This window comes from Ruegeria sp. THAF57 (assembly GCF_903914075.1).
Taxonomy (GTDB): Bacteria; Pseudomonadota; Alphaproteobacteria; order Rhodobacterales; family Rhodobacteraceae; genus Ruegeria.
Window position 1 is genome coordinate 387,042 of record NZ_CAIWNQ010000004.1, and the last position, 25,532, is coordinate 412,573.

Annotated in this window: 28 protein-coding genes; 14 read left to right on the forward strand and 14 right to left on the reverse strand. The window is 55.3% G+C overall.

All coding sequences use genetic code 11. The features are described from left to right. Positions 1–38: 38 nt before the first annotated feature. Positions 39–1,169, reverse strand: a complete 1,131-nt coding sequence (gene tgt, locus RUESEDTHA_RS13215; protein ID WP_180887279.1) for a tRNA guanosine(34) transglycosylase Tgt — start codon at positions 1,167–1,169, stop codon at positions 39–41. A 303-nt stretch (positions 1,170–1,472) separates the two neighbouring features. Between tgt and RUESEDTHA_RS13220 the strand changes: the two genes are divergently transcribed. The 3 genes from RUESEDTHA_RS13220 (at position 1,473) to RUESEDTHA_RS13230 (ending at position 3,097) form a co-directional block, all read left to right on the forward strand. Beyond that, complete coding sequence (locus RUESEDTHA_RS13220) at positions 1,473–2,363, forward strand: SPFH domain-containing protein (RefSeq protein WP_171121318.1); 891 nt, start codon at positions 1,473–1,475, stop codon at positions 2,361–2,363. Continuing rightward, a complete protein-coding gene (locus RUESEDTHA_RS13225) occupies positions 2,363–2,644 on the forward strand; it encodes an NfeD family protein (protein WP_171121317.1) in 282 nt (93 codons plus the stop codon). Before RUESEDTHA_RS13220 ends, RUESEDTHA_RS13225 begins: the two co-directional genes overlap by 1 nt. Before the next feature lie 90 nt (positions 2,645–2,734). Then, a complete protein-coding gene (locus tag RUESEDTHA_RS13230) occupies positions 2,735–3,097 on the forward strand; it encodes an SUF system Fe-S cluster assembly protein (protein ID WP_180887280.1) in 363 nt (120 codons plus the stop codon). 57 nt (positions 3,098–3,154) lie between these two features. On the opposite strand, the gene RUESEDTHA_RS13235 is transcribed toward RUESEDTHA_RS13230, so the two are convergent. Continuing rightward, entirely contained in the window at positions 3,155–3,490 is a 336-nt protein-coding gene (locus tag RUESEDTHA_RS13235; RefSeq protein WP_255431725.1) for a hypothetical protein, read from the reverse strand. 189 nt (positions 3,491–3,679) lie between these two features. Between RUESEDTHA_RS13235 and RUESEDTHA_RS13240 the strand changes: the two genes are divergently transcribed. After that, a complete protein-coding gene (locus RUESEDTHA_RS13240; RefSeq protein WP_180887281.1) occupies positions 3,680–4,045 on the forward strand; it encodes an iron-sulfur cluster assembly accessory protein in 366 nt (121 codons plus the stop codon). Here RUESEDTHA_RS13240 and RUESEDTHA_RS13245 read toward each other — a convergent pair. After that, positions 4,042–4,956 (reverse strand): isopenicillin N synthase family oxygenase, encoded by a 915-nt coding sequence (locus tag RUESEDTHA_RS13245; RefSeq protein ID WP_180887282.1) that lies wholly within the window; start codon positions 4,954–4,956, stop codon positions 4,042–4,044. The genes RUESEDTHA_RS13240 and RUESEDTHA_RS13245 overlap by 4 nt on opposite strands. 122 nt (positions 4,957–5,078) lie before the next feature. Here RUESEDTHA_RS13245 and tpiA point away from each other — a divergent pair, with 122 nt between their 5' ends. Next, a complete protein-coding gene (tpiA, locus tag RUESEDTHA_RS13250) occupies positions 5,079–5,828 on the forward strand; it encodes a triose-phosphate isomerase (protein ID WP_180887283.1) in 750 nt (249 codons plus the stop codon). Positions 5,829–5,831: 3 nt separating this feature from the next. Here the strand turns inward: tpiA and RUESEDTHA_RS13255 are convergent, their stop codons facing one another. The 6 genes from RUESEDTHA_RS13255 to RUESEDTHA_RS13280 all read right to left on the reverse strand — a co-directional run bounded on the left by RUESEDTHA_RS13255 (position 5,832) and on the right by RUESEDTHA_RS13280 (position 12,793). After that, on the reverse strand, positions 5,832–6,143 hold the full coding sequence (locus tag RUESEDTHA_RS13255; protein WP_180887284.1) for a multidrug efflux SMR transporter: 312 nt from the start codon (positions 6,141–6,143) through the stop codon (positions 5,832–5,834). A gap of 155 nt (positions 6,144–6,298) precedes the next feature. After that, positions 6,299–7,675, reverse strand: coding sequence for a TRAP transporter large permease (locus RUESEDTHA_RS13260; protein WP_171211567.1), 1,377 nt, complete (start codon positions 7,673–7,675; stop codon positions 6,299–6,301). Beyond that, positions 7,675–8,352, reverse strand: a complete 678-nt coding sequence (locus RUESEDTHA_RS13265; protein WP_180887285.1) for a TRAP transporter small permease — start codon at positions 8,350–8,352, stop codon at positions 7,675–7,677. The genes RUESEDTHA_RS13260 and RUESEDTHA_RS13265 overlap by 1 nt, the downstream gene beginning before the upstream one ends. Before the next feature lie 115 nt (positions 8,353–8,467). Continuing rightward, complete coding sequence (locus tag RUESEDTHA_RS13270) at positions 8,468–9,469, reverse strand: DctP family TRAP transporter solute-binding subunit (RefSeq protein ID WP_304621567.1); 1,002 nt, start codon at positions 9,467–9,469, stop codon at positions 8,468–8,470. A 358-nt stretch (positions 9,470–9,827) separates the two neighbouring features. Beyond that, positions 9,828–11,057 carry a sigma-54 dependent transcriptional regulator gene (locus RUESEDTHA_RS13275; protein WP_180887286.1) on the reverse strand — a complete coding sequence of 410 codons (1,230 nt, stop codon included), beginning with the start codon at positions 11,055–11,057 and terminating at the stop codon, positions 9,828–9,830. Beyond that, entirely contained in the window at positions 11,054–12,793 is a 1,740-nt protein-coding gene (locus RUESEDTHA_RS13280; RefSeq protein WP_180887287.1) for an ATP-binding protein, read from the reverse strand. The genes RUESEDTHA_RS13275 and RUESEDTHA_RS13280 overlap by 4 nt, the downstream gene beginning before the upstream one ends. Positions 12,794–12,840: 47 nt before the next feature. Between RUESEDTHA_RS13280 and RUESEDTHA_RS13285 the strand changes: the two genes are divergently transcribed. After that, positions 12,841–14,022 carry a cytochrome P450 gene (locus RUESEDTHA_RS13285; RefSeq protein WP_180887288.1) on the forward strand — a complete coding sequence of 394 codons (1,182 nt, stop codon included), beginning with the start codon at positions 12,841–12,843 and terminating at the stop codon, positions 14,020–14,022. Positions 14,023–14,026: 4 nt separating this feature from the next. On the opposite strand, the gene RUESEDTHA_RS13290 is transcribed toward RUESEDTHA_RS13285, so the two are convergent. Further along, positions 14,027–14,506 carry an Lrp/AsnC family transcriptional regulator gene (locus RUESEDTHA_RS13290; protein WP_180887289.1) on the reverse strand — a complete coding sequence of 160 codons (480 nt, stop codon included), beginning with the start codon at positions 14,504–14,506 and terminating at the stop codon, positions 14,027–14,029. Between the two features lie 143 nt (positions 14,507–14,649). Here RUESEDTHA_RS13290 and cobA point away from each other — a divergent pair, with 143 nt between their 5' ends. The 7 genes from cobA to infC all read left to right on the forward strand — a co-directional run bounded on the left by cobA (position 14,650) and on the right by infC (position 20,279). Continuing rightward, on the forward strand, positions 14,650–15,426 hold the full coding sequence (gene cobA, locus RUESEDTHA_RS13295; protein WP_180887290.1) for a uroporphyrinogen-III C-methyltransferase: 777 nt from the start codon (positions 14,650–14,652) through the stop codon (positions 15,424–15,426). After that, on the forward strand, positions 15,426–15,740 hold the full coding sequence (locus tag RUESEDTHA_RS13300) for a DUF2849 domain-containing protein (RefSeq protein ID WP_180887291.1): 315 nt from the start codon (positions 15,426–15,428) through the stop codon (positions 15,738–15,740). Before cobA ends, RUESEDTHA_RS13300 begins: the two co-directional genes overlap by 1 nt. 66 nt (positions 15,741–15,806) lie before the next feature. Then, complete coding sequence (locus RUESEDTHA_RS13305) at positions 15,807–17,471, forward strand: nitrite/sulfite reductase (RefSeq protein ID WP_180887292.1); 1,665 nt, start codon at positions 15,807–15,809, stop codon at positions 17,469–17,471. After that, positions 17,461–18,222: a phosphoadenylyl-sulfate reductase gene (locus RUESEDTHA_RS13310; protein ID WP_180887293.1), complete on the forward strand. Its 762-nt coding sequence runs from the start codon at positions 17,461–17,463 to the stop codon at positions 18,220–18,222. The genes RUESEDTHA_RS13305 and RUESEDTHA_RS13310 overlap by 11 nt, the downstream gene beginning before the upstream one ends. Continuing rightward, a complete protein-coding gene (locus tag RUESEDTHA_RS13315) occupies positions 18,219–18,626 on the forward strand; it encodes a DUF934 domain-containing protein (protein WP_180887294.1) in 408 nt (135 codons plus the stop codon). Before RUESEDTHA_RS13310 ends, RUESEDTHA_RS13315 begins: the two co-directional genes overlap by 4 nt. A 111-nt stretch (positions 18,627–18,737) precedes the next feature. Continuing rightward, positions 18,738–19,571, forward strand: a complete 834-nt coding sequence (locus tag RUESEDTHA_RS13320; protein ID WP_180887295.1) for a ferredoxin--NADP reductase — start codon at positions 18,738–18,740, stop codon at positions 19,569–19,571. A gap of 159 nt (positions 19,572–19,730) precedes the next feature. Further along, positions 19,731–20,279 carry a translation initiation factor IF-3 gene (infC, locus tag RUESEDTHA_RS13325; RefSeq protein ID WP_171121702.1) on the forward strand — a complete coding sequence of 183 codons (549 nt, stop codon included), beginning with the start codon at positions 19,731–19,733 and terminating at the stop codon, positions 20,277–20,279. Between the two features lie 340 nt (positions 20,280–20,619). On the opposite strand, the gene RUESEDTHA_RS13330 is transcribed toward infC, so the two are convergent. From RUESEDTHA_RS13330 to RUESEDTHA_RS13345, 4 genes are all read right to left on the reverse strand, one after another. Next, positions 20,620–21,729 carry a hypothetical protein gene (locus tag RUESEDTHA_RS13330; protein ID WP_180887296.1) on the reverse strand — a complete coding sequence of 370 codons (1,110 nt, stop codon included), beginning with the start codon at positions 21,727–21,729 and terminating at the stop codon, positions 20,620–20,622. Positions 21,730–21,926: 197 nt separating this feature from the next. Continuing rightward, positions 21,927–22,319, reverse strand: coding sequence for a hypothetical protein (locus tag RUESEDTHA_RS13335; protein WP_180887297.1), 393 nt, complete (start codon positions 22,317–22,319; stop codon positions 21,927–21,929). Positions 22,320–22,390: 71 nt separating this feature from the next. Next, positions 22,391–23,707 (reverse strand): aspartate aminotransferase family protein, encoded by a 1,317-nt coding sequence (locus RUESEDTHA_RS13340; protein WP_180887298.1) that lies wholly within the window; start codon positions 23,705–23,707, stop codon positions 22,391–22,393. Beyond that, positions 23,704–24,471, reverse strand: coding sequence for a 3-keto-5-aminohexanoate cleavage protein (locus RUESEDTHA_RS13345; RefSeq protein WP_180887299.1), 768 nt, complete (start codon positions 24,469–24,471; stop codon positions 23,704–23,706). Before RUESEDTHA_RS13345 ends, RUESEDTHA_RS13340 begins: the two co-directional genes overlap by 4 nt. Between RUESEDTHA_RS13345 and RUESEDTHA_RS13350 the strand changes: the two genes are divergently transcribed. After that, complete coding sequence (locus tag RUESEDTHA_RS13350; RefSeq protein WP_370456793.1) at positions 24,465–25,460, forward strand: MurR/RpiR family transcriptional regulator; 996 nt, start codon at positions 24,465–24,467, stop codon at positions 25,458–25,460. The genes RUESEDTHA_RS13345 and RUESEDTHA_RS13350 overlap by 7 nt on opposite strands. Positions 25,461–25,532 lie beyond the last annotated feature (72 nt).

The window sequence follows — 25,532 nt, forward strand, 5'->3', positions numbered from 1 at the left end:
ATCCACGGATTTTACCACATGAATGCGGTTCCGCGTTATTAAATCGGCTCGATATCGCCCTGCGCGCGCTGCGCGTGGAATTCGGACTGCCAGGCCTGAAATGTTCCCGCCGCGATAGCGTCACGCATGCCCTGCATGATTTCCTGAAAATAGTGCAGGTTATGCCAGGTCAACAGCATTCCTGAAATCATCTCATTCGACCGGAACACGTGGTGAAGATATGCACGGGAATAGTTTGAGCAGGCCGGGCACGCGCAATTCTCGTCCAACGGACGTGGATCATCCGCATGACGCGCATTCTTAATGTTTACAACGCCATAGCGCGTGAACACCTGCCCCGTGCGCCCTGACCGAGATGGAAGTACACAGTCCATCATATCAATCCCACGTGCCACGGCCCCTACGATATCGTCGGGCTTTCCGACACCCATAAGATACCGAGGTTTATCAGCCGGCAGCATATCGGGGGCGAAGTCCAGCACGTCGAACATGGCCTCTTGGCCTTCCCCAACGGCCAATCCACCGACCGCATAGCCTTCGAATCCGATTTCTTTCAACGCGTCCGCCGATTCTTCGCGAAAGTCCTGTTCCAGCCCCCCTTGCTGGATGCCGAACAATGCATGACCGGGACGGTCGCCAAAAGCCTCGCGCGACCGCTCGGCCCAACGCATCGACAGGCGCATGGACTCGGCGATCCGATCGCGGTCAGCAGGCAGCGCCGGACATTCATCGAAACACATGACGATGTCAGACCCTAGCAGCCGCTGAATTTCCATCGACCTTTCGGGCGTCAGCTCATGTTTTGACCCGTCGATATGAGATTTGAAGGTCACACCCTTTTCAGTCAGCTTACGGAGGCCCGCCAGCGACATGACCTGAAACCCACCCGAATCCGTCAGAATGGGACGTTCCCAATTCATGAACTTGTGCAGGCCACCCAGCCGATCAATACGCTCGGCTGTTGGGCGAAGCATCAGGTGATAGGTGTTGCCCAGCAATATATCCGCACCGGTCGCACGCACGCTTTCCGGCATCATCGCCTTAACGGTGGCCGCAGTGCCAACAGGCATAAAGGCGGGTGTACGTACGTCGCCACGCTGCGTGTTTATGACGCCCGTTCTGGCCTTGCCATCGGTGGCCTTTAGCTCGAATGAAAACCGCTCGGTCATTGGGTCGCTCTTTGGGTCGCTGAACCGGGCAGCATTTGCCTGATCTGAGGCTGTATTGCAACCCGTCGAGAATTAGATGCGCAAATTCCAGAGGCTATACGCCAGATGTGGGGTCGCCTCCGTACATGTACCTCAACCCTTCCCCACTTTTTCAGGATGCAAAGCAGCCACATTCCCAAAAATCCGGCACACGGCGTTACGGTCAAAGATATGCAATTATGCGCATTCCCTTCATACCTGAGTTGAAATAGTGCGATTCAATCCCCAAATGTATACCATCGTACACAATAATAGAGGACAGATATGACCGAAGACCAAATTTTTGGATTGCTTTCATCAAACATAATCTACTTGCTTGCGGCGGTTCTGGTTGTCGTCGTTATTTTCAAAGGCATTAAAATCGTACCTCAATCCGAAAAATACGTGGTTGAACGGTTTGGACGCCTGCATTCAGTCCTTGGCCCCGGGATCAATTTTATCGTTCCGTTTCTTGATGTTGCGCGCCACAAGATATCCATTCTGGAACGCCAACTTCCCAATGCTACCCAAGACGCCATTACGAAGGACAACGTGCTGGTGCAAATCGACACCTCGGTATTTTATCGCATTCTGGAACCGGAAAAGACGGTTTACCGTATCCGCGACGTAGACGGTGCGATTGCCACGACTGTGGCCGGGATCGTTCGGGCCGAGATCGGTAAAATGGATCTGGACGAGGTACAGTCGAACCGTGCGCAGTTGATCACCCGCATTCAGGAAAGCGTTGAAACCGCTGTGGATGATTGGGGAATCGAAGTGACTCGGGCCGAGATTCTGGACGTGAACCTGGATCAGGCTACCCGCGACGCGATGTTACAGCAGTTGAACGCAGAACGTGCTCGCCGTGCGCAGGTTACCGAGGCCGAAGGTCAGAAACGCTCGGTCGAGCTTCAGGCGGATGCGGAACTTTATGCGGCCGAACAGACTGCCAAGGCGCGCCGTATTCAGGCCGAGGCAGAAGCCTATGCCACCGGCGTTGTCGCCAAGGCCATTCAGGACAATGGCATCGAAGCCGCCCAGTATCAGGTTGCGTTGAAACAGGTTGAAGCCCTGAATGCGCTGGGGAACGGAACCGGTTCGCAAACGATTGTTGTGCCCGCCAACGCACTTGAAGCATTCGGCGATGCGTTCAAAATGCTGAAAGGAGCAAAGTGATGGCCGACCCGTTTTGGCTGACATGGTGGATCTGGCTTGCCGGGGCGTTAGCCCTCGGCATCCTAGAGATCGTCTTGCCTGGGTTCATCTTTCTTGGCTTTGCGATCGGTGCCGCAATTACGGGTATCTTGCTGGTAATTCCCGGCTTCGCCCCGTCGCTGTCGATTTTGCTGCTGATCTTTGCGGTGTTGTCATTGGTTTCTTGGCTTGTATTGCGGCGCATGTATTCATTGCCCCACGGACAGGTGAAAACCTTCAACCACGACATCAACGAAAAATAACGCTGGCGCCCTTTTTGGCGCCACACCCCCACTGGACGCTGCCTGTGGCTTTCCCTATATAATTTCTCAGGAAACAGACCCGAGGCAAAAATGACTCATCCGAGTGAACAGTTTGAAGGAACCCCGCTGATCGCGCCTTCAACCATCGAGCACCCCCTGTACGATGCAGTGGTCGAAGCTTGCCGGACGGTTTATGACCCTGAAATTCCTGTAAATATCTACGATCTAGGCCTGATTTATACAATCGACATCACCGGCGATAATTCGGTCAAGGTCATCATGACACTGACGGCTCCGGGTTGCCCTGTTGCCGGTGAAATGCCCGGCTGGATCGTTGAGGCTGTTGAGCCCGTTGCTGGCGTCAAAGAGGTCGACGTCGAACTGACGTGGGAGCCGCCCTGGGGCATGGAAATGATGTCCGACGAGGCGCGACTTGAGCTGGGTTTCATGTAAACCCAGTGATTACAAAGGCCTAAACTGACTTGGGCGACGGGGCCGATATCCCGCCGATCACTGAATGTTGCAAGTGGTCTTTATCTCGTCGGCGCGCTGGTCCAACTGTTTGACGTAATCGCCTGACAACATTGTAAGTCTTTTCTTTTCGGTCCCAGTAACTAGCCCCAGTAATGCGCCTGCGGGGGTGATCGCAATCGCGCTCTCAACTTGCTGATCCTGCGCGTGTTTCTTTTCTGCGGCAATTGCGCGAAGATCACCTTCGGCGGTTGCGCAGTTTACAGGGTGACGAGCTGCCTCATCCGCCATCGACATGCCCGAAACGGCTAGAATTGCTGTGGTTGCGGACAAAACAAGCAATCCGCGCTGCGTCTTCGTAAATCGACTGTTCATAAGATTGTGCCCTCTGAATTCTCTGCTCAAACACGGCTCAGGCTAAAACCATCATGTTGCCAAAAGCAAATGAATAGAGGCCCATTTCGCAAACTTGACTCGAAAAGTTAAGTAAGCAGGGCTGCTATGACTTGAGACTGCGTCGAGTCAGCATTAAATTGAAACCAACCTGTGAAAACGGAGATCAACATGTTCGGCATTCCCGGCAAAAACGCCGTGACGATGACGCCTAAAGCTGCTGCGCAGATTGCCCGCCTGATGGATACTGGCGGACATGCCGGTTTGCGTATTGGCGTAAAGAAAGGCGGTTGTGCGGGCATGGAGTACACGATGGACTATGTCGACGAAGCCGATGTCAATGACGAGGTCGTTGAACAGGACGGTGCGCGGGTCATGATCGCGCCGATGGCCCAGATGTTCCTGTTCGGAACCGAGATTGACTATGAAGTGTCGCTGTTGGAATCCGGTTTCAAGTTCCGCAACCCCAACGTTGTCGATGCCTGCGGTTGCGGTGAATCCATTAAGTTCGACGAATCCCTGTCAACACAGCCTTAAGACGCCGTCTTTAGGTGGATGTATGTTTCATTGAACCGACGGGTGAGGTGTTCTCCGGCGGAAATCATCTGATCTGAGTCAGGTGGCGCGACATTGGTGTCATAGGACGGATTGAAAAACAACGGAATTGAAAGCCGCTCTTCCGCGCCTCCGACAACCCTGTGCATCGTTGCTTTAACCTGCCCTTCGGTCCAGAACTCCAACATTTCCCCGAAATTGATAATAAAGGTGCCCGGTTCAGCACGCACCTCTGCCCAGTTACCATCCGGCAACTGCGCCTCAAGACCCGGCGTACCATCCGTGGCCAATAAGGTCAGGCAGCCATAGTCCGTATGTGCGCCTATACCGAAATCCAGCGCGCCTGCCCACGCGGGGCGTTGTGGGTAGAAATTGCCCCTTAGCAGAGCCATGGGTGTATCAAAAGCCGCATCAAAGCTATTCGCGTCCCGGCCCAAAGCGGCAGCAATAGCGCGCAGGATACGCAGCGCAACAGCACAGGCATCGTCATAATAATCTTGGATCGTGTCCCGAAACCCGGACGGCGATTGGGGCCACAGGTTCGGGGCATAGACACTCAGTCCCCGGCTCGCATAGGGATCACCAACCGCCAGTTCATAGCCGCAATCAAACACCTCTTTAAAGTCAGGGTTTGCGCTGGGGTCAACCTGCTCGGATCTGGATGCACCCCAGCCCCGGTTTGCGCCGGTCTTAGCCATGTCAACGCGCCTTTTCTCGGCTTCCGACAGATGAAAGAACGCGCGGTATTCCGACAGCACTCTCTCGACGCGGGCTTTGTCCAAACCCGTGTTGGACACACACAGAAGGCCGACATCCTTGACGGCGCGCTGCAGCCGGGCCAACTCGGCTTCGTTGCGGGTGTCCAGTTTCTCCAAATCCAGAGTGTCGATCATATCTGCCTCGTTCTTTTGCGGGATTTCTGTCGATTTCGCCGCTGGTCTGCAACCAGAATTGTCACGCCCTGCCCTGGGTGTTATCCGAGTGGCCAACAACAGATCATGTGGGAGTACGTAAGATGCGGCGCAAGCTGGCGGCAGGTAATTGGAAAATGAACGGAACGTCATCTGCTTTGGGGGAACTGACCTCACTCGCGAATGCGTACCCTGCCCCGTCGATTGAAGTTCTGATTTGCCCGCCTGCCACATTGCTCCATCGAGCTGCCGAAACGGTGCAATCCACCGATATCGAAGTTGGAGGGCAGGATTGCCACGCCAACGGGTCTGGCGCGCATACCGGTGATATCAGCGCCGAGATGTTAGTGGACGCCGGGGCCACGGCCGTTATCCTGGGTCATTCCGAACGGCGCGAAGATCATGATGAACAAAACGAAGACGTCCGCGCCAAGGCTCGCGCTGCCATGGACGCAGGTCTAAAGGCAATTATTTGCGTTGGAGAAAGCCTTGAACAGCGCGAAGCTGCTAATACGCTGGATATCATCGGTGGACAGATGTCGGGGTCGATTCCCGATCTATCCACGGGCGAGAACCTGATCGTCGCATATGAACCCATCTGGGCCATCGGCACCGGCAAAGTGCCGACCCTAGACGAAATTGGTGAGGTTCACGACTTTATCCGCGCCCGTCTGGAACGGCGATTTGGCGAGGGCGTGGGCCGCTCGGTCCGGCTGTTGTATGGCGGGTCGGTCAAGCCGGGTAATGCCGCCGAGATTTTTGCCGTGTCCAACGTGGATGGGGCTTTGGTCGGCGGGGCCAGCCTCAAGGCGCAAGATTTCGCCGGGATCATCGACGCGCTGCAAAACGCCTGAGCCTCAGGCCAGCTTCATCATCACCAAACCGGCCACGATCAAGGCCGCTGCAACAAGGCGCGGGGCTGTCAGAGCCTCGCCCAGAAACATTACCCCGACCATAAAAGCGCCAACCGCACCGATCCCGGTCCAGATTGTGTAGGCCGTTCCCAGCGGTAGGTCGCGCATCGCCAGCGCCAACAGGCCAAACGATCCGATCATTGAAACACCCATCAGGGCCGTCGGCCAAAGCCGCGTAAAGCCCGCCGATTGCTTCATCGCAACCGCCCAGACGATTTCCAAAAGACCGGCAAGTAAGAGAAAAATCCAAGGCATTGAGGCACCTCATGTCCGTTCGGGTCGTCCCGAATGATTGACCATAATGGTGAGGTCGTCCTCTGCCCTCAAGATGGGCATGGCGAATATGTCATCAAGAGGGGCAGAAAAGAAAAAGCCGGACCATAGTGGCCCGGCTTTTGTGCCGCGTTCGGCTAGTTCGTTATGATCTCTGGCCCCATGAAGGTGTTGGGCAAGAAGGTCGATATCCATGGGATATATGTGACCATGATCAGGAAGACGAACAAAACCGCCAGGAAGGGCAGCGCCGCCTTCACGACACTCATCATCGGCATTCCGGCGACGCCCGAGGTCACGAACAGGTTCAGCCCAACCGGAGGGGTGATCATCCCGATCTCCATGTTGACCACCATGATGATGCCCAGATGGATCGGGTCGATGCCCAGCTCGATAGCAATCGGAAACACCAAGGGTGCAACGATGACCAACAGGCCCGAGGGCTCCATAAACTGACCGCCAATCAGCAGGATCACGTTGACCACGATCAGGAAGGTTACCGGACCCAGACCCGCCGACAGCATCGCGCTGGCGATATGTTGCGGTACCTGCTCGTCGGTCAGCACATGTTTCAGGATCAGCGCGTTGGCGATCACGAACAGCAGCGTGACGGTCAGCTTCCCAGCCTCGAACAGCGTGTGCTTGGTGTCGGGGTGGATGAACGCCGTAATCAGCGCATAGGGCTTTTTGATCAGCGGCAGGTTGGGTTGCCCCTCTTCCGTACTCAGGGGGCCCATGTCTTTGTAGACAAAGCTGGCGATCAGGAACGCATAGACGGCGGCCACGGCTGCGGCCTCGGTCGGGGTGAAGATACCGCCGTAGATACCACCCAGAATGATAACGATCAGGAACAGGCCCCACCCGGCCTCACGGGCCGAGGCAAAGATCTCCCCCCACCCTTTCCAGTCACCTTTGGGCAGGTTTTTGACCTTAGCCATCACGTAGATGGTAATCATCAGCATCAGACCGGCCATCAGGCCCGGAATAACACCGGCTAGGAACATGCGCCCGACCGAAACCTCGACCGCAGCCGCATAGACCACCATCACAATCGAGGGCGGGATCAGGATGCCCAGAGTACCGGCGTTACAGATCACACCGGCGGCGAATTCTTTGGAATAGCCAACCTGACGCATCCCTGCGATCACGATCGAACCGATGGCGACCACAGTCGCCGGGGAAGACCCCGACAAAGCGGCAAACAACATGCAGGCAAACACACCCGCAATCGCCAGTCCGCCCGGCAGATGCCCCACACAGGCAATCGAGAACCGGATGATCCGACGCGCCACCCCGCCCGTCGTCATGAAGGACGACGCGAGGATAAAGAACGGGATCGCCAGCAGGGTAAAATGCCCCTCGAACGCTTCGAACAGGGTGCCCGCGACCGAGGCCAGCGAACTATCAGAATAGATCAGCAGGAACAGTGTCGAGCTGAGGCCAAGCGCCACCGCAATCGGAACACCGATCAGCAGCAGACCGATGACCATTGAGAATAGAAGAACGACGTCCATTAGTTATGCTCTCCTTGCTGAGCGCGGACTTCTTCAATCTCGTCCTCGACTTCGTGGCTGGCGACAAGGCGGTCGGTTTCGCCGCGCCAGATTTGTACAGCGACCTGAGAAAACCGGATCACCAGCAGCAGCATAGATACCGGCAAAACCAAATACGGAATGACTTTCGGGATCTTCTCGTAGCCTTCGCCATAATTGATCAGATCTTCCAGAAAACGCAGCGGTGCGACCATTGGAATGTCGTCGACTTCATAAAAGCTCTGGCTGCGCGCGCCGGTGTCGAACCCGGTCGGGAACCAACGCCCCGAGGTGGGCGGCAAGTCCGCGAACACAGCCCAATAATCGTATGACCCCTTGAGCAACAGCAGCGAGAACACCAGACAACAGGCCACCGAAATCAGCGCCAGAATGCGACGCGGCGCAGGGGCCAGCATGTTCAGGATCGCATCGACGCCCAGATGTGCGTGCTTTTTGACCGCATAGGACGCGCCCAGCAGAACCAGCCAGCCGAACATGAACACTGTCAGCTCAAGCGCCCACAGAATATTGGAATTGAAAGCAAACCGCGCGATCACATTGGCAAAGGTCACAGCCGTCATCAGGCCAAGCAACACCGCGATCAGGGTTTCCTCGATATGGTCGATCAGCCCGCCTTGGCCGGGATTCGCACCAGACATCTTTCTGTCCCCACATTTTTTTTGTGATGAGAAATCTTGGGGCGGGCACATTATGGCCCGCCCGGGCGACGCGTCGATAACTCCCCAGTCCCCCGACGCGTTGCCTGAACCGGAATTAGAACCCGGCGTTGATCGCCTGAGCGGCGTCGATCTTGTCCTGCCCCACGTCGTCAGCGAACTTGTCCCAGACGGGCTTCATCGCATCGACCCAGGCCTGACGCTGTTCAGGGTTCAGGTCACGGATGATACCACCCGCGTCGGTGATCGAGGCTTTGGCCGCTTCGTTCACGGCAAAGGCTTCTTTGTTCCGGGTCTCTGTCACTTCGTCCAGAATGGTCAGGAACTGTTCACGCACTTCCGGCTCGAGGCTGTCCAGCCAGTCGACCGAGGTCACGACCAGATAGTCGATGATGCCGTGGTTGGTCTCGGTGATGCCGTCCTGCACCTCGAAGAACTTCTTGCCGTAGATGTTGGACCAGGTGTTTTCCTGCCCGTCCACAACGCCCTGTTGCAGCGCGCCGTAGACTTCCGAGAACGCCATTTTCTGCGGGCTGCCACCAATGGCTTCCATCTGCGCTACAAGAACGTCCGAGGACTGAACGCGGAACTTCAGACCATCCGCATCCGACGGGTCAACCAGAGGTTTGTTGGCCGACATCTGCTTCATACCATTGTGCCAGAACGCCAACCCTTGCAGGCCGCGGCGCTGCATACTGTCTTTCATGGCCTGACCGTCTGCCGATGCCTGGAATGCATCGACCGCGTCGATGTTCTTAAACATGAACGGCAGGTCAAACAGGCGGAACTGCTTGGTGAATTTCTCGAATTTCGACAGCGACGGAGCGGCCAGTTGCACGTCACCCTGCAGCATCGCTTCCAGCACTTTGTCGTCATTATAGAGGGTCGAGTTTGGGAACACCTCCATGCACATCACGCCGTTCATCTCATCATTGACACGCTGTTCCAACAGCGAGGCCGCGATGCCCTTGGGGTGTTTGTCCGTGTTTGTCACATGAGCGAATTTCACTACGATCTCGCCGTCATCGCAGGCCGCCATACCAGCAGTTGCAGTTACGGTCAGCGCAACAGCGGTTGCAGCCGTTGTCAGGAATTTCATCAGTCTCTTCCTCCCAGACTTCAAAGATGCATTCAAAGGACGCATAGGCTGCGTCGCATGCCGGGGAGTGAACCGAATCGTCCCTTACGCCTCAACTTTTTGTTCGATTCTAGGTTCCGAAACTTATTATTGTTTATTTTCAAATACCTATTGGACACTCTCACTCAACTCTGCGCCAAGGGCATTAGGCCCGTGCGAAATTTCGCACAGGTTTGAACCACTTTGTGCGAAATTCCGCACGATTGACGAATCGTTTAACGAGAATCACTTGGAATCGACCGCAGTTCGCCTGGGCGAACTGCCACCCCCAACGCCTTTAACTGCATGACAATGCAGAAAAAGGGGGCGGGAGGGCATGCTACCTGCGATAGTCTTCTGGGCGAATCTGATACCGCGCAAGCTTGTCATAGAATGTCTTACGCGGAAGCTTCAGGGCTTTTGCGGCGTCTGCCGCCTTGCCGTTGTGGCGGCCCAATGCCGCGATCAGCAATGACCTTTCCACTTGCGCCATCTGCTCATTCAGCCCCAAGTCCGCCGCCCGAGATACCTCTTCGGGCATACCAAGGACAAAGCGCATCGCAGCCGACATCAAAGACCGAGAGTTACCTGGCCAATCACTGGCCATAAGCGATGCCAAATGCTCTGAGGTCACTTCTGGGGCCGCAATCCCCGTCTGCTCGGCCGCCTGCCCCACATAGTGCCTGAAAATAACCGGAATATCCTCACGACGTTCAGCCAGAGATGGAATGCGCACCCGCATTACGTCCAACCGATAAAAAAGATCGGCGTTAAACTGTCCCTTGGCTGACAAACTGGCCAAGTCGGTCGTCGTTCCCGCCAGAATCCTAGCGTCGACCCCCTGCTCCAGCATCTCAAGGGCTGCATATTGCGTTGCCTCGGGCATCGTCCCAATCTCATCCAGAAACAAAGAGCCGCCCGCAGCATCTTCACATGCCCGCACCAAATCCTCGCGCGACAGCCCGGAAACCTGGCGTTTGACAAAGGCACCCTGTGCCTGCGGTGACATCATATGAATGACCTCGGCGACCTTGGCGATACCACTTCCGGCCGGTCCCGTCACAAGGACTTCGGCTTTGGTCGGGGCAACGGTCCGAGTGCGGTTTCGCAGTTCTTCCGCTTGGGGAGAATGCCCAAACAGCAATCGGGCCGCCGGATCGCCGCGCTCAAGCTCTCGCTTAAGCGCCCGCTGTTCCAGGACCTGCGATCGCGCGTCCGTCGCCCGCCCAATAACCTCAAGCAACTCGGCGGCGGCACAGGGCTTTTCCAGAAAATCAAAAGCCCCCTTCCCCATCGCCTGAACAGCCATCGGGATGTCGCCTTCTCCGGTTAACAAAATGACCGGCAACTCGGGATCGACCTCGTGCGCGTAGGTGAGCAGGTGAAACCCATCCCGACCGGGCATACGGATATCCGAAACAATTACCCCCTGAAAATCGGTCCGAATGTGATCCTTGGCCGCAACGAATGACCCGGCAGTCACAGGCGCATAATCAGCCAGTTCAAGCGTTTGGGCCAGTGCCTCGCGCACGGCGGCATCGTCATCGACCAGTAATACCTTTCGGGTCATATCGCTTCTTTTTCCTTGAAATGTTCAAGTTCAACGGTGAACTCTGCGCCCCTTTCAGTGTTGGAGCCACGAATATTTCCGCCAAAACTCTGGATCAGACCATAAGAAATCGAAAGCCCCAGCCCCATGCCTTCCGAGGACCCAACCGTCTTTGTCGTGTAAAACGGCTCGAACAGTTTTTCTGAGTTTTCTATGCCCGGACCAATATCCCGAACAGTAACAGACAATTTGGACCCCGATCCGATGTGAATACGAATTCGGACCAGTCTTTCATCCTGATGGCTCATGGCATCAGCGGCGTTATTGATGAGGTTTACAAAGACCTGAACCAGCCGCACCTCACCGCCCCACGCATAAACTGGTTTCGCAGGTGAGGCCCAGTCCATTTGCACCTGTTCCGACCTTAGCCGGGCTTGGGTCAACTCCACCGCAGTATCAATGACCTGTACCAAATTGACCTTGCCCATCGGTTCACTTTCATTTCGGGAAAAGGCACGCAAGTTCTTGATGATCCGCGCCATACGCGCCGCCATCTCGGAAATACGAGTCAGGTTTTCCGCTGCCCTTTCTTCGCGCCCTCGGGTCAGGAACGCGGTGCCATTGTCCGCAAATTGTTGGATGGCCATTAATGGTTGGTTTAACTCGTGACTGATACCGGCTGACATCTGACCCAACGCATTTAACTTACCCGCTTGAATAAGGTCCTCTTGGGCGTGCTTCAGGGCTGTCTCGGCCTCTTGCCTTTCGCGCACTTCACGACGAAGTGCCGTATTCGCAGCCGTGAGAGCATGGGTTCTCTGCGCGACCCGGCTTTCCAGAACTGCGTTGGCTTGCGCAAGGGTACGTCTGCGCTCGGTCGCGAGGAACAGCAAGGCACCGAACGCAAGGCAGATCGCGGCAACAGTTGCCGCCTGAAGGCTGGCAAGACGTTGGGCTGGCGCGATGTCCATGACAACTTCACCCGTCATGCCGATCACCGGCAAATCACGGCTCAGATGCAACGCCCGCGCGGGAAGGTACGGCCCCCATCCCAAATCCCAAACCTCAAAAGGACCAACCTGATCTGCGGCAAACGATAAGGTTTGACCGTCCGGCGGAGTAAGGCCGGGTTGACCATTCTCGCGCTTCCAGAACAACAGTTCGCTCCTGTTGCTGATAAAGACGACCCCGTTGCGATCTACGAAAAACACAGCTTCGGTGCTGCCGCGCCATTCCTGTTCGATGTCCTCAACATCGGCAATCACCACCAGCGCGCCGGACACCTGACCGCTTGGGGAAAAATCCGGGGCCGCATAGGAAAAGAAGCGGTCGCCCTGACTGGTCAAAACACCGTGCTCGCTTCCGAGGGCGCCTTGCATCGCACGTTCGAAGGCCGGATGCCCGGAAACGCTGCCGCCAACCACGTCATGGGCAGCGGCCAGTACCCGGCCCGTTGGATCGGCATAGATCACGTCGACAGCCGCTGTTTTGTCGGCGACCTCCAGCAACAGCGCGCGCGCCTGCGCCGGGGTATCCGCCCCCTGAAGGTTTCTCAGGTCCGGGTGACCGGCCATAAGAACGGCCAATTCCTGATACACTTGCAGTTGCGTGCTTAGGCGGTCGGCTGCCAGTTCCAAATCCGCCTCGGCTTTTTCGCTGAGTTGTGACAATGCCTGCCGGAACCCATAGGACCACACCCCGGCCGCCAACAGCGCGACAGCAAACAAAAATCCCAGTACGACCCAAACCCTTTGCATGTCATAGGGTCTTGCATTCACCGGGCCGCATGGCAAGTGTGCCCGTCATGAAGACGTTATCACAATCGCCGGTCGACCCGGATTTCGTTCAAAACCCCTATCCTTTTTATGATCAGGCCAGAGAGCACAGCGACCTGTTCTATTGGTCAGAGTACAAAATGCCCGCAGCCGTTTCGCACAAGGCTGTACAAACACTGCTTAAAGACCGCCGTTTTGGCCGCGAAGTCCCGGTTGAAATGCAAAGCCCCGGCCCCAGCCACCTTGCGCCTTGGCTCGCCGTCGAAGCGCACTCTTTGTTAGAGGCGGAGCCGCCGCGTCATACACGCCTGCGCGCCCTTGTGATGCGCGCCTTTACGTCCCGCGCCATTGCGGACCTTGAAGATTCCATCCACGAACTGAGCCATTCCCTGATCGACCAGTTTCCAGCGACGCCGTTTGACATACTGGGCGGTTTCTGCACGAAGGTACCTGTCGTTACAATTTGCAGGCTTCTGGGCGTTCCCGAAGAAAAGTCGCCCGACCTTCTTAGGTGGTCGCATGATATGGTCGCCATGTATCAGGCTAGCAAAACCCGCGAGACCGAAGACAACGCGTCGACCGCATCCCAGGACTTCACGGCATTTCTGTCGTCATATATCGAAAAGCGCCGCGATGATCCTCGCGACGACCTGATCACCCGCCTGATCGAGGCTGAAGAACAAGGCGATAAACTCAGCAAAGATGAGTTGGTGGCCACCTGCATCCTGCTGCTGAACGCCGGGCACGAAGCAACGGTTCATTCCTTGGGAAATGGGATCAAGACGGTTCTGGAACTTGGGATTCACAAAGACGCGTTTTCGCCCGATGCGATCGACAAGACGGTCGAAGAAATTCTGCGCTTTGACCCTCCGCTGCATATGTTTACACGCTATGCCTATGAAGACATTGAGATTTTCGATCATCGGTTCAAGCGAGGCGATCAGGTGGCACTGCTGCTAGGCGCGGCAAACCGTGATCCGACTGTATGGGCAAACCCCAACACCTTCGATCCGACCCGCCCGATAGTAACGAACAGCAGCTTCGGAGGGGGGTTGCATTTCTGCGTTGGCGCACCGCTTGCACGGCTCGAAATGCGTATCGCGCTGTCGGTTCTGTTCGAACGGTGTCCGAATTTGCGCCTTAGCAAGGGTCCCGACTATTCAAACAGTTATCACTTTCACGGGTTGAGCCAACTTATGGTCGAGGTTTAAAGCTTCAGCTTTCGGTCAAGGCACTCAGGGGCAGCATTGTCGTGGATTTGATTTCCTCCATGGACAGCAACGCCGTGACATTATGAACGCGCACCTCAGAGATCAGTGTCTGATAGAATTCGTCATAAGCGCGCGCGTTTTTGACCCGGACTTTCAGGATATAGTCGATGTCACCAGCCAGCCTGTGAGCCTCCTGAACTTCGGGACGATCACGAAGGGCTTTCAAGAACTTTCTCTGCCAGTCTGCCTCATGCTCGGACGTGCGAATTAGAACAAAGAAAGTCGCTTCGAATCCAAGCGCCTCGGCGTCCAACAAAACGGTTTGCTGACCAATAACGCCTGCGCCCTTGAGCTTGCGAATACGATTCCAGACCGGGGTTTTCGAACTGCCGACCCGAGCCGCAATTTCGTCCAGTGATTGACTGGCATCGCGCTGAAGCTCTACCAGAATTTTCCGATCCGTATCGTCAATCCGCACCGACATTCCAATTTTTCCTTCGTTTTAAAACTTTCGTTCCAAATGGACCATCCATTGAAACGATTGTTCTTATTTTCCCGCCCATATGGCGCATTACCGGGAATATTTCCTATATTGCAAGCCAAGTCAAACCAACCGTGGAACGGGACATGCGGCATTCGCAAACAAATGATGGCATTGGGCACGTCGACTTTGTCGGCGCAGGTCCGGGCGATCCCGAGTTGCTGACCCTCAAGGCGCTAAAAGCCTTTGAGCGTGCGGATGTCGTCCTGCATGACCGCCTGATCAGCGCCGAGGTTCTGGCACTGGCTGGTCGAAACGCTGTTTTGGTCGACGTAGGCAAGGCCGGGTTCGGCCCCTCTTGGAAACAAGAAGACATCGACGCACTTCTCGTCAATCACGCGGTCAACGGTCAGCACGTTGTTCGCCTTAAGTCCGGCGATCCAACCGTGTTTGGTCGCCTTGATGAGGAAATCGAAGCAGTTCAGGCCGCGGGAATCTCGTGGACCATCGTACCGGGCGTTACTGCGGCCTCTGCCGCTGTTGCCGGGATCGGTCAAAGCCTAACCCAACGGGGGCGCAATTCCTCGGTCCGGTTCCTGACGGGCCACGACATGAAAGGTTTCGCGGACCACGATTGGACCGCGCTTGCCCGATCCGGGTCCGTCGCTGCGATCTATATGGGCAAAAGGTCCGCTCGATTCATTCAAGGTCGTCTGATCATGCACGGCGCAGATCGCACGACTCCGGTAACGCTGATCGAAAACGCATCCCGACCCGATCAGCGCATATTGGCGACCACACTTGATCAACTGCCTGACGATCTAATTGCCGCCGAAATGGATGGCCCAACCCTGATGTTTTATGGCCTCGAACCGCGCAACGCGGTTAATGCCCTGACCCAATACAAGAAGGAGCACGCCTGATGCCCCGCGCTTTTACTCCAAAAGTAGTCACCGCAAATCATTTGCTGGAAGGCGACGTGATCTATCTGACCGAAGACGACCGCTGGTCGCGTGATCTGTCCGAGGCCGAGTTGATCACCGACGAAGCACATGCGCAGGTCCGCTTGCTGGATGCTGAACGTCAGGCAAATGTCATTGTCGGCGCGTATCTTGCGGACGCTGTGGCTGGTGAAAACGGCCCCGAACCGTCCCATTTTCGGGAAGACTTCCGTCGGACTGGCCCGTCCAACTATGCCCATGGCAAACAGGAAACTTCCCCGCAGCCCCGGACCTGAGATCAGGCCCTCTCTCTCCCCAATAAGCCCCCCAGGTTTCGGGGCTGCAACCAAGGACAGCTAATCATGTATCGCTACTCCGAGTTCGACACAGCATTTTTGGCAGAACGCAACAAACAGTTCCGCGCACAGGTCGAGCGCCGTATTGACGGCTCATTGACCGAGGATGAGTTCAAACCCCTGCGCCTGATGAACGGCCTATATCTGCAACTGCACGCCTATATGCTGCGGGTCGCTATCCCTTATGGCACGCTCTCCAGCGCGCAGATGCGCCAACTGGCCCTGCTGGCCGAAAAGTGGGACAAGGGTTATGGCCATTTCACCACGCGTCAGAACATCCAGTACAACTGGCCCAAGCTAAAAGACGTGCCGGATATGCTCGACGCGCTGGCCGAAGTTGGAATGCACGCCATCCAGACCTCGGGCAACACGATCCGCAACGTGACCGCCGACCACTTCGCCGGTGCCGCCGCGGATGAGGTCGCCGACCCGCGCCCCTATGCCGAACTGCTGCGCCAGTGGTCCACCGATCACCCGGAATTCCAGTTCATGCCACGTAAGTTCAAGATCGCCATTACCGGCAGCGAAAACGACCGCGCCGTGATCAAAGCACATGACATCGGCCTGCAACTGATTGAGCGTGACGGCGTTTTAGGCGCCCGCGTCATCGTCGGCGGCGGTCTGGGCCGCACGCCGATGATTGGCAAAGAACTGTCGGACTTCGTCGCCTTTGATGACCTGCTGGCCTATCTGGAAGCCACCGTATCGGTCTGGAACCAGATCGGTCGGCGCGACAACAAGTACAAAGCGCGCATCAAGATCACCGTGCATGAAAACGGCATCGACACGATCCGCGCCAAGGTCAACGAGCGGTTCCTACAGATCCGCCCGCAGTTCAAAGGCGCCGACATGGCCCTGCTGGATGAGATCAAGACGCATTTCGCCGCGCCTGATTTCCGCCAAGGCTCGGCTGCATCGTTTGAAAGCGCCTACACCAACGATCCGGTCTTCCGGTCTTGGGTCGACACCAACATCGCGCCGCACAAAAACGCGGACCATGCGATTGTCACGATCTCGATCAAGAAACACGGCGCAACGCCGGGCGATGCGACCACCGAACAGATGCGTGTTATGGCCGATCTGGCCGAAGAATTCGCCTATGACGAGCTGCGCATCAGCCACGAGCAGAACGTGATCCTGCCGCATGTCCACAAATCGGACCTGCCCGCGATCCACGCCAAGTTGAAGGAACATGAACTGGCCACCGCCAATATCGGCCTGATCAGCGACATCATCGCCTGCCCCGGCATGGACTACTGTGCGCTGGCCACGGCGCGTTCGATCCCCGTTGCGCAGGAAATTGCAACTCGCTTTGACGATCTGAAGCTCGAGCATGACATTGGCAACCTGAAGATCAAGATCTCGGGGTGCATCAACGCCTGCGGGCATCACCATGTCGGCCACATCGGCATCCTGGGACTGGATCGCGCGGGCGTCGAGAATTACCAGATCACGCTGGGCGGCGACGGCACCGAGACCGCGGCCATCGGCGACCGCACCGGTCCCGGCTTTGCCTATGATGAGATCGTTCCGGCGGTCGAGCGGATCGTGAACACCTATCTGGAACAGCGCGACAGCGCCGATGAGGAGTTTCTGCAAACCTACCGCCGTGTTGGCATGGCTCCGTTCAAGGCTGCTCTGTACCCCGAGGCTCAGGCGAATGCCGCTTGATCTAATCCAGACGGAACTGGGCAAGGACCGCAGCGAACTGACCGAAAAAGTCGATGCGCTGAACGCCCGGTTCCGGCACCACAGTGCGCACGACGTGATGCACGGTGCCATCGACCAGATTGAGGACCTTGCCCTGGTGTCTAGTTTCGGGGCCGAGTCGGTGGTGTTGCTGCATATGGCGGCGGTCGTCGACAAGATGACCCCGGTGCTGTTCGTGGACACGCAGATGCTGTTCACCGAAACGTTGGAATACCAGCAGGGGGTAAGCGAACGTCTGGGCCTGAAAAACGTGCGGGTCATCCGTGCCGAGGACGAAGATGTACAACGTGACGACCCCTATGGAGCCTTACGCCTGCGGGATACGGACGCGTGCTGCAACTTGCGCAAGACCTTTCCGCTGCAAAAGGCCCTTACGGGCTATAGCGGTTGGATAACCGGGCGCAAACGGTTCCAGTCCGGCACCCGCGCTGCGCTTGACTTCTTTGAGGTCGAGGACGGAACGGGCCGGATCAAGGTCAACCCGCTGGCGCATTGGGCACCCGAGGATGTGCGCGCCTATATGGACGAAAACAACCTGCCCCGGCATCCGCTGGTGGCCAAAGGATACCCTTCGATCGGCTGTGCGCCCTGCACCTCGCCGGTCAAGGAGGGCGAAGACCCGCGCGCCGGACGCTGGCGCGACCAGAACAAGGAAGAATGCGGCATCCATTTTGTCGATGGCAAGATGATGCGCGCCGGAGAGACATCATGAACGTAATCGTTACCGATGAGGGCTTTGCCCCCGACGACTGGACCGATGGGTTTGTCACACTGGAAGACACCGCCAACGACGTTGTTGCGCTGGACGTTGCCTCGGACACTGACCCCGATGAACTATTTGAACGCCTGGGCAACGCCAAGATGGTGCGCGTGGATTTTCCGTCTTCGGCAGACGGGCGTGGCTTTACGATCGCACGCATTCTGCGCTTGAAGGGCTATTCAGGCCGCTTACGCGCAAAAGGGCATGTCTTGGCCGATCAATACGCCATGGCCCGCCGCAGCGGATTCGACGAAGTAGAAATAGATCACAGCCTTGCAAATCGGCAGCCCGAAGATCAGTGGCTAGCGCGTGCGAACTGGGAAGAGAACAACTACCAAGCCCGCCTGCGCGGTTAACCGCAACTAATCGACAGCTTGTCGACAGGACGGTGCGGCAACTGCCCCCTTTTCCTGACTTGGATCAAAGATTAAACGGAGATGTCGGTTTAGCAAACCGACAGTGAAACGATGACAGAGATGAAGCCCGTGACCGAAGCAACCACCGTGAAGGCCCCCGTTCTGCCGGACGCGCAGACCGTAACTGACGTCAAGCACTGGACCGACAGCCTGTTTTCTTTCAAGGTTTCGCGCCCTGCCTCGCTGCGTTTCCGCTCGGGTGAGTTCGTGATGATCGGCCTTTTGGGCGACAACGGAAAGCCTTTGCTGCGCGCCTATTCTATCGCTTCGCCGTCGTGGGATGAAGAGCTGGAATTCTACTCGATCAAGGTTCAGGATGGCCCGCTGACCTCGAAGCTACAGCATATCAAGCCCGGCGATCAGATCATCCTGCGGCCAAAACCCGTGGGCACGCTAGTCCATGACGCCCTGCTGCCGGGCAAGCGGTTGTGGTTCTTTGCTACCGGCACCGGTTTCGCGCCTTTCGCATCGCTGCTGCGCGAGCCGCAGACCTATGAGGATTACGACGAAGTCATCATCACCCACACCTGCCGCGAAGTGGCCGAACTGGAATATGGCCGTCAACTGATCGAAGACATCCGTCAGGATGAGATGCTGGCCGAACTGATCGGCGAAGGTTTTGCAGACAAGATCCGCTACTACCCGACCACGACTCGGGAAGAGAGCCCAAAGATGGGCCGCATCACCAATTTGCTGAACGACGGCACCGTTTTCGCGGACCTTGGCATCGAAGGCGGCATCAAACCTGAAACCGACCGCGCGATGGTGTGTGGTTCGCTGGCCTTTAACCTCGATATCAAGGAGATCCTTGAAGGGTTCGGCCTGCGCGAGGGTGCAAATTCCGAGCCCAAGGAATTTGTGATCGAAAAAGCCTTTGTCGGCTGATCAGACCGTGCCGGTCACCGTCCAGACTGTGACCGGCGCATAAACCTACCGTGAATCATGTGAATTTCAATCGTTTCAGCGCGGTTGGCGCTTGAATCAGGGCGCGTGGCAGTCTAAATTTCGGGCTCGAAATTCTGCAATCATCAAAGGAATGAACCCATAGCTCGCAGACCTCACAACGCGCCGCCGCAACGAGAAACCGGCCCGCGCGTCAATGAAAAGATCCGTGCCCCCGAAATTCGCCTGATCGGTGCTGATGGTGACAACGTCGGGGTGGTTCATCCCGCTAAAGCCATGCAACTTGCCGCCGATGCCGGCCTCGACCTGGTTGAGATTTCGCCCAACGCGAACCCGCCGGTCTGCAAGATCATGGATTTTGGCAAGTTCAAGTACGAACAGCAGAAACGCGAAAGCGAAGCCCGCAAGAAACAAAAAGTCATCGAAGTGAAAGAGGTCAAGTTCCGGCCCAACACGGACACGCATGACTATGACGTCAAGATGAAGAACGTCTTCAAGTTTCTGGAAAAGGGCGACAAGGTCAAAGTCACCCTGCGCTTCCGTGGTCGTGAAATGGCACACCAGAATCTGGGGCGTGAGCTGTTGGAACGTGTGGCCGAGGACATCAAGGAACTGGGCAAGGTCGAGAACATGCCCAAGATGGAAGGCCGCCAGATGATCATGATGATCGGGCCGTTGCCGCAGAAATAAATCTGGCTCAGGTTAGGTTATCAAAGCCCCCTTTTCAGGGGGTTTTTCGCCCAAGTCTGCAATAGATTTCGACTTTATAGTTAGTTTTATGAAATTAGTCGGAAAGTTGTGACACAACACCTCAGAAATCTGTGGCCGAGCGCCACAATAGTCTCCCGCTGAAGCGCGTACCCAGAGTCAAATCGAAGTAAATAGTGCCGACTTGTCAAAAAAATTAGGTGTTGGAGAGTTAGCTAAGACTATGCGTTTCTCTTTCTCTTTCCTGCCAGCAACCAATCTTTGAAAGTACATTTCGATCCAAATTTTAAGTACGATGTTAGAAGGATTGGAAAATAGAATTTCACTTTCGAGAAATACGTTGCCTCGCAGCATAGCCAACATACTTCCAAGGGTATCGTCTTGCTTTGTCTCGTTCGGCTATTGCCTTGTCGCGCTCGACGGCCAGAGCCCGCGAAAGGGTCTTCGCTACGGAGTAATGGTACAGCGCCCTAATCGCAAGTTCCTGCTCACAACTCCAATTGAATGAAGAGCCTTGAGATTGCAAATGCGTGTTAATTATTTCCAGAGCACGATCATCCAGCTTAAGGAAATCTTCTGTGGTCGGAGTTGGAGAGTTTGGCTTTTCGTACACAATTCCAAAGTGTTTTTCGAGAAATTCGTAGTCTTCCACAAGGCAGTGGGACAAGAAATCACTCTTTTTCAACATGGGGCCGTCTTGGAACAGGGTTTTTACTAGATTTACAAAGTCCCAATGAGCTGCATCAAACTCGACTCCGCTTCTCAGAGATCCCAGCGAGCGATTGTGTATGTTGAGGACTTTGTAAGCGTCTGAAGTCATCGATACGTTCGTGAAATTCGGCGTGTAGTCAGGTGGTGGCTTTAGGTCCACGGCACTGCAAAAAAAGCGAACTACATCTCCGTCAAACAACGCCTTGTCCTCATACTTGAGAACGCAGATTTCTTCCTTCGCAAATACTTGGCTAATACTATTGTATCGTTTTTGAAGGCTTGGATCTGATCTACAAGTACCCCCATGCTTTAACCTCTCCTGCATCGAACTCATCGCCCAGGAGAGCGGATCGCGCACGAACATCACCACCTTAAATTCCGTACACTTGCTCTCAAGAGCACTGCGCATACGATTCAGCGCTCCACCACTAAATACAGAAATATTTTCCCCGCTAAAAATTATTGTTTCTTGCTCACAATCTAAAGCTGCGGCCAACAGCCCTTCAAATCGTCTACGCTGTTTAATCGCAGAATGGCCTAGCCGGTTCCAAAATTTTTCAGCTGAGTCTGTTGAGAACAGAGTTTGAAATGCATGGCTGTGATTGCGGATGCGATCACCCAATTTGGCATAGACACACCCATTGGTTTCATAGCCGTGAAGGGCACCTTGAATGGCCGTTGAACCTGTTTTGTGCACACCGACATGAATAATACACTTCACAGCAACATCCTAAATAACCTTTGGCTAAATGATAAGTATTAGTAAGCATTTCGTTAGTCAAACTGTCTCAAGGATGTCGCTACACAGCATACCAAGACGCCCGAGTCGAGGAAACCCTTCTGGACGCAGACCCAGTTGAAACACTGAAATTAAGAGATAACGTATCGCCGTATCATTTGCCCCCTTTTCAGGGGGCTTTATTGTTCCGCCTGTCGTTCGCGCAGCCAAACGATCGAGTCGTTCACATCGAAACCAAGAGAAATGAGGTCGACCACCAACAGCAGCATCAAAAACTGCACATAACCCGGTGACAATGCGGAAGCATCCATCAACAGCATTATGACGATTGCCAGCATTGGAACCCAACAGACCAAATGCGGCAGCGCCATCGCCTTTGTCATACCTCTGGCCGCGCGCATGATGGGAATGTTCAACGCCATACCGGTCACCGACAGCGCAGCGATTAATGCACCTTGTGGTTGATCGACAAATGCTAGCGGAGCCAAGTTGACGGGAATAAGTATGAAAGCCATCCAAAACTGAACCCAAAGGGGTAATTCCCTAAAGCTCAGCCAAATATCGCGAACCATTCGTCACCTGTGCACTATTAACTAATCAATTACTTTAATTGATACACAGGATTAGTCAGTTCACAAACACGTTAAACGGCTGCAGATAGCGCTTTACTCAACTTTGTGACTAATTCGCCGATTTCCGAGTTTCCGATAATGAAGGGCGGTGCCAATAGGATATGATCGCCATGCCTGCCATCCCGCGTACCGGACATGGGATAACAGATTAGTCCTTCAGAAAACGCGGCTTTTTTTATCTTAGCCGCTGTGCCGTGCGATGGATCAATCGGTGTTCTCGTCGCACGATCTGCAACCAACTCCAACCCACGGAACAATCCACGACCCCGGATATCGCCGACATTCGGATGCTGGCCAAACTCTTCCAACAGCGCATTTTGCAAAACGTCACCCATCTCGGTGGCCCGTGCTGGAAGGTCGCGTTGTATCAGTTGCTGCACAACTGCCAAAGACGCAGCCGTTGCTACAGGATGGCCGACATATGTGTGCCCGTGCTGAAAGAAACCGGAACCGTCCTCAATCGCGCCATACAACTTACTGGTGCATAGCATCGCTCCGATAGGTTGGTACCCTGCCCCCAAACCTTTTGCGATACATAGGATATCCGGAGAGATTCCATCGTGGTCACAAGCAAACAGATGCCCGGTTCGCCCCATGCCGCACATCACTTCGTCCAGTATCAGCAGAACACCATATTGATCGCAAATCTCTCGGATGCGGCGAAAATACCCCTCGACCGCCGGGACCGCGCCCAAGGTCGCGCCGACAACCGGCTCGGCCATGAACGCCATCACCGTTTCAGGCCCCAATCGCAAAATCTCTGACTCAAGTTCGTTTGCAACACGCTGGCCGTAATCGTAACTGCTCTCGCCATCCGGCTTCTCAGCGTATTCATAACACGGGGCGATATGTGTCATCTCGATCAACATCGGCGCGAACTGCGCACGTCGCCACGCATTTCCACCTGCAGACAACGCCCCCAACGTATTTCCATGATAGCTTTGACGGCGCGCAATCACGTGACGACGTTCGGGTTGACCAATCTCAAGGAAATACTGTCGCGCCAGCTTGATCGCCGCTTCGGTCGCCTCGGACCCACCGGACAAAAAATAGACGCGATCCAGATCGCCCGGCGCATGTTCAATCAACAGCTCCGCCAAGGCTTCGGCTGGTTCGGATGTCATGAAACCGGTATGCGCAAAGGCGATCTTGCCCACTTGATCCTGCACGGCCTCGATAACCGATTGGTCCGAATGACCCAAACAAGACACCGCAGCATCCCCACAATCCAGATAGCGCTTTCCTACGGCGTCGATGACGTAACACCCGTCCCCTGCAACGGCGACCGGCAAGTTGGATTTTGTATGACGTGGAAAGACGTGGCTCATGAAACATTCTCCTTCAATGCTGCGACAAGTGCCTTTACCGAGGACGCATTGTCCTTCCACGGCATGTCATCTCGATCAGTCATGCTGTTTTCAAAACCGACGCGCACATCACCGCCACGTCTGGCGACTGCCAACAGGCATTCATGCTCTTGCCGGCCAAACGCACAAACCATCCATCGCGATTGAGCGGTTGGAAACAGGTCCAGATCCTTCGGATTTGATTGCTGTCCTTCCACATATCGACCAAGAACCAACAACCTGTCTGTCTGACCCGACCTGACCAGCCCCTGTTCCTGCCAATGACGCAACAATGCGGCATCATCGGCATCGTACAAAATATGTTGCACCTGCGTTCCTTGCTCGGCACAAACGGCATAAACCTTGTCGACCAGTTCCGGCGATCTGGCAATTTCTCTGACCGCGATCGAAACCCAATTGGGGCAGACCCGCTCAAGACATTCTAACTGAGCGGAAACATCGTACATGTCAGCAGCTTCGGTCGTAATCTGAACGTCCATATCAGGGACGGCCCTGTGCAACTCGGCAATCGTTTCTATGTATCGGCCAGCATCCAAACTGTGCTGCCCTTTTTCATCGCGCACATGCAGATGAATACCTTGCGCGCCAGCATCGAAACAAGTCTGCGCCGTCGCTACGACTTGCTCGGTCGTAACGGGCAGATTTTGATGGTCGCTTTTCCCGCGGCGCGCGCCATTTGGTGCCACAAGAACATACGGAGTGTGCTGTAGTTGCTCGGGTGTCATCAGAACTGCCTTCCACGGTTCAATTTTATCTACCGCCGCCCACTGTGTTTTCAATTTGCAAACTGCAAAACATATGTTTTTTTCATGCTATGAAGGACACACTCAACAACCTCACCAATAAGCTACGCCGGGACATCGAGCAGATGCCCCCCAGTCTTCAAGCCGCCGCAAAGTATATCATAGATTATCCTGGCGACTTTGGCCTGAACCCCATTCGCGTAACGGCTGCACATGTTGGCGTCAGCTCAAACGTTTTGGTTCGCCTCGCCCACCGCATGGGGTTTGATGGCTTCGATGCATTTCGTGACCCTTTTCGGCAAGCTCTGGTTACGGACCGAGAAGATGAATTGGGTCAAGATTGGCTGAAAAATCTGCAATCAGGGGACGAGCTAAGCCAATCACAAGCAAAATACGCGCAGAATGCTCAGAACGTCGTAACCCGCTCCCTCAGGCTCATGCACCCGGAAAAGATACGCAGGGCCGTTGATTTCATCACCAAGTCTAAAAGATGTTTTGTGACGGCCACGCGTGCCAGCTATGCGATGTCATACTATTTTTCCTATGTCGGACGAATGGCACATCCCGGCATTCAACTTGCACCCCGGCATGTCGGGTCGGCTGTTGATGATTTGCTGGACGCAGACCACAATGACTGCCTTATTGCGATTACAGTCCACCCATATTCAGCCGAAACAATTCAATCGATGCGGTTCGCAAGGCAGAAAGGGATGAAAATCATCCTTGTGTCCGACAGCGATGTCATTGCGCCAAAAATTGAGCCTGACGTGACGTTTCCCGTCAGCGTCCGCTCCCTACATGATTTCTCGAATTTTACCGGCGCGATGGCTGTTTTGGACTGTATCCTGGGGCATCTTTTCGACGCGGGAGGCGAAGATGCAAACCACCGTGCTAGGCAATACCAACAAGCACGCGAAAACACCGGCGCTTATTGGAGGCCTTCGAAAGCACCCAAAATTCGAAAACCGTAACCAAGGCCCTTTGTTTCCGGGCCTTGGCTTATTGGTGTGTTACGAGCAGGCGTTGATTGCGCGTTTAGTCAT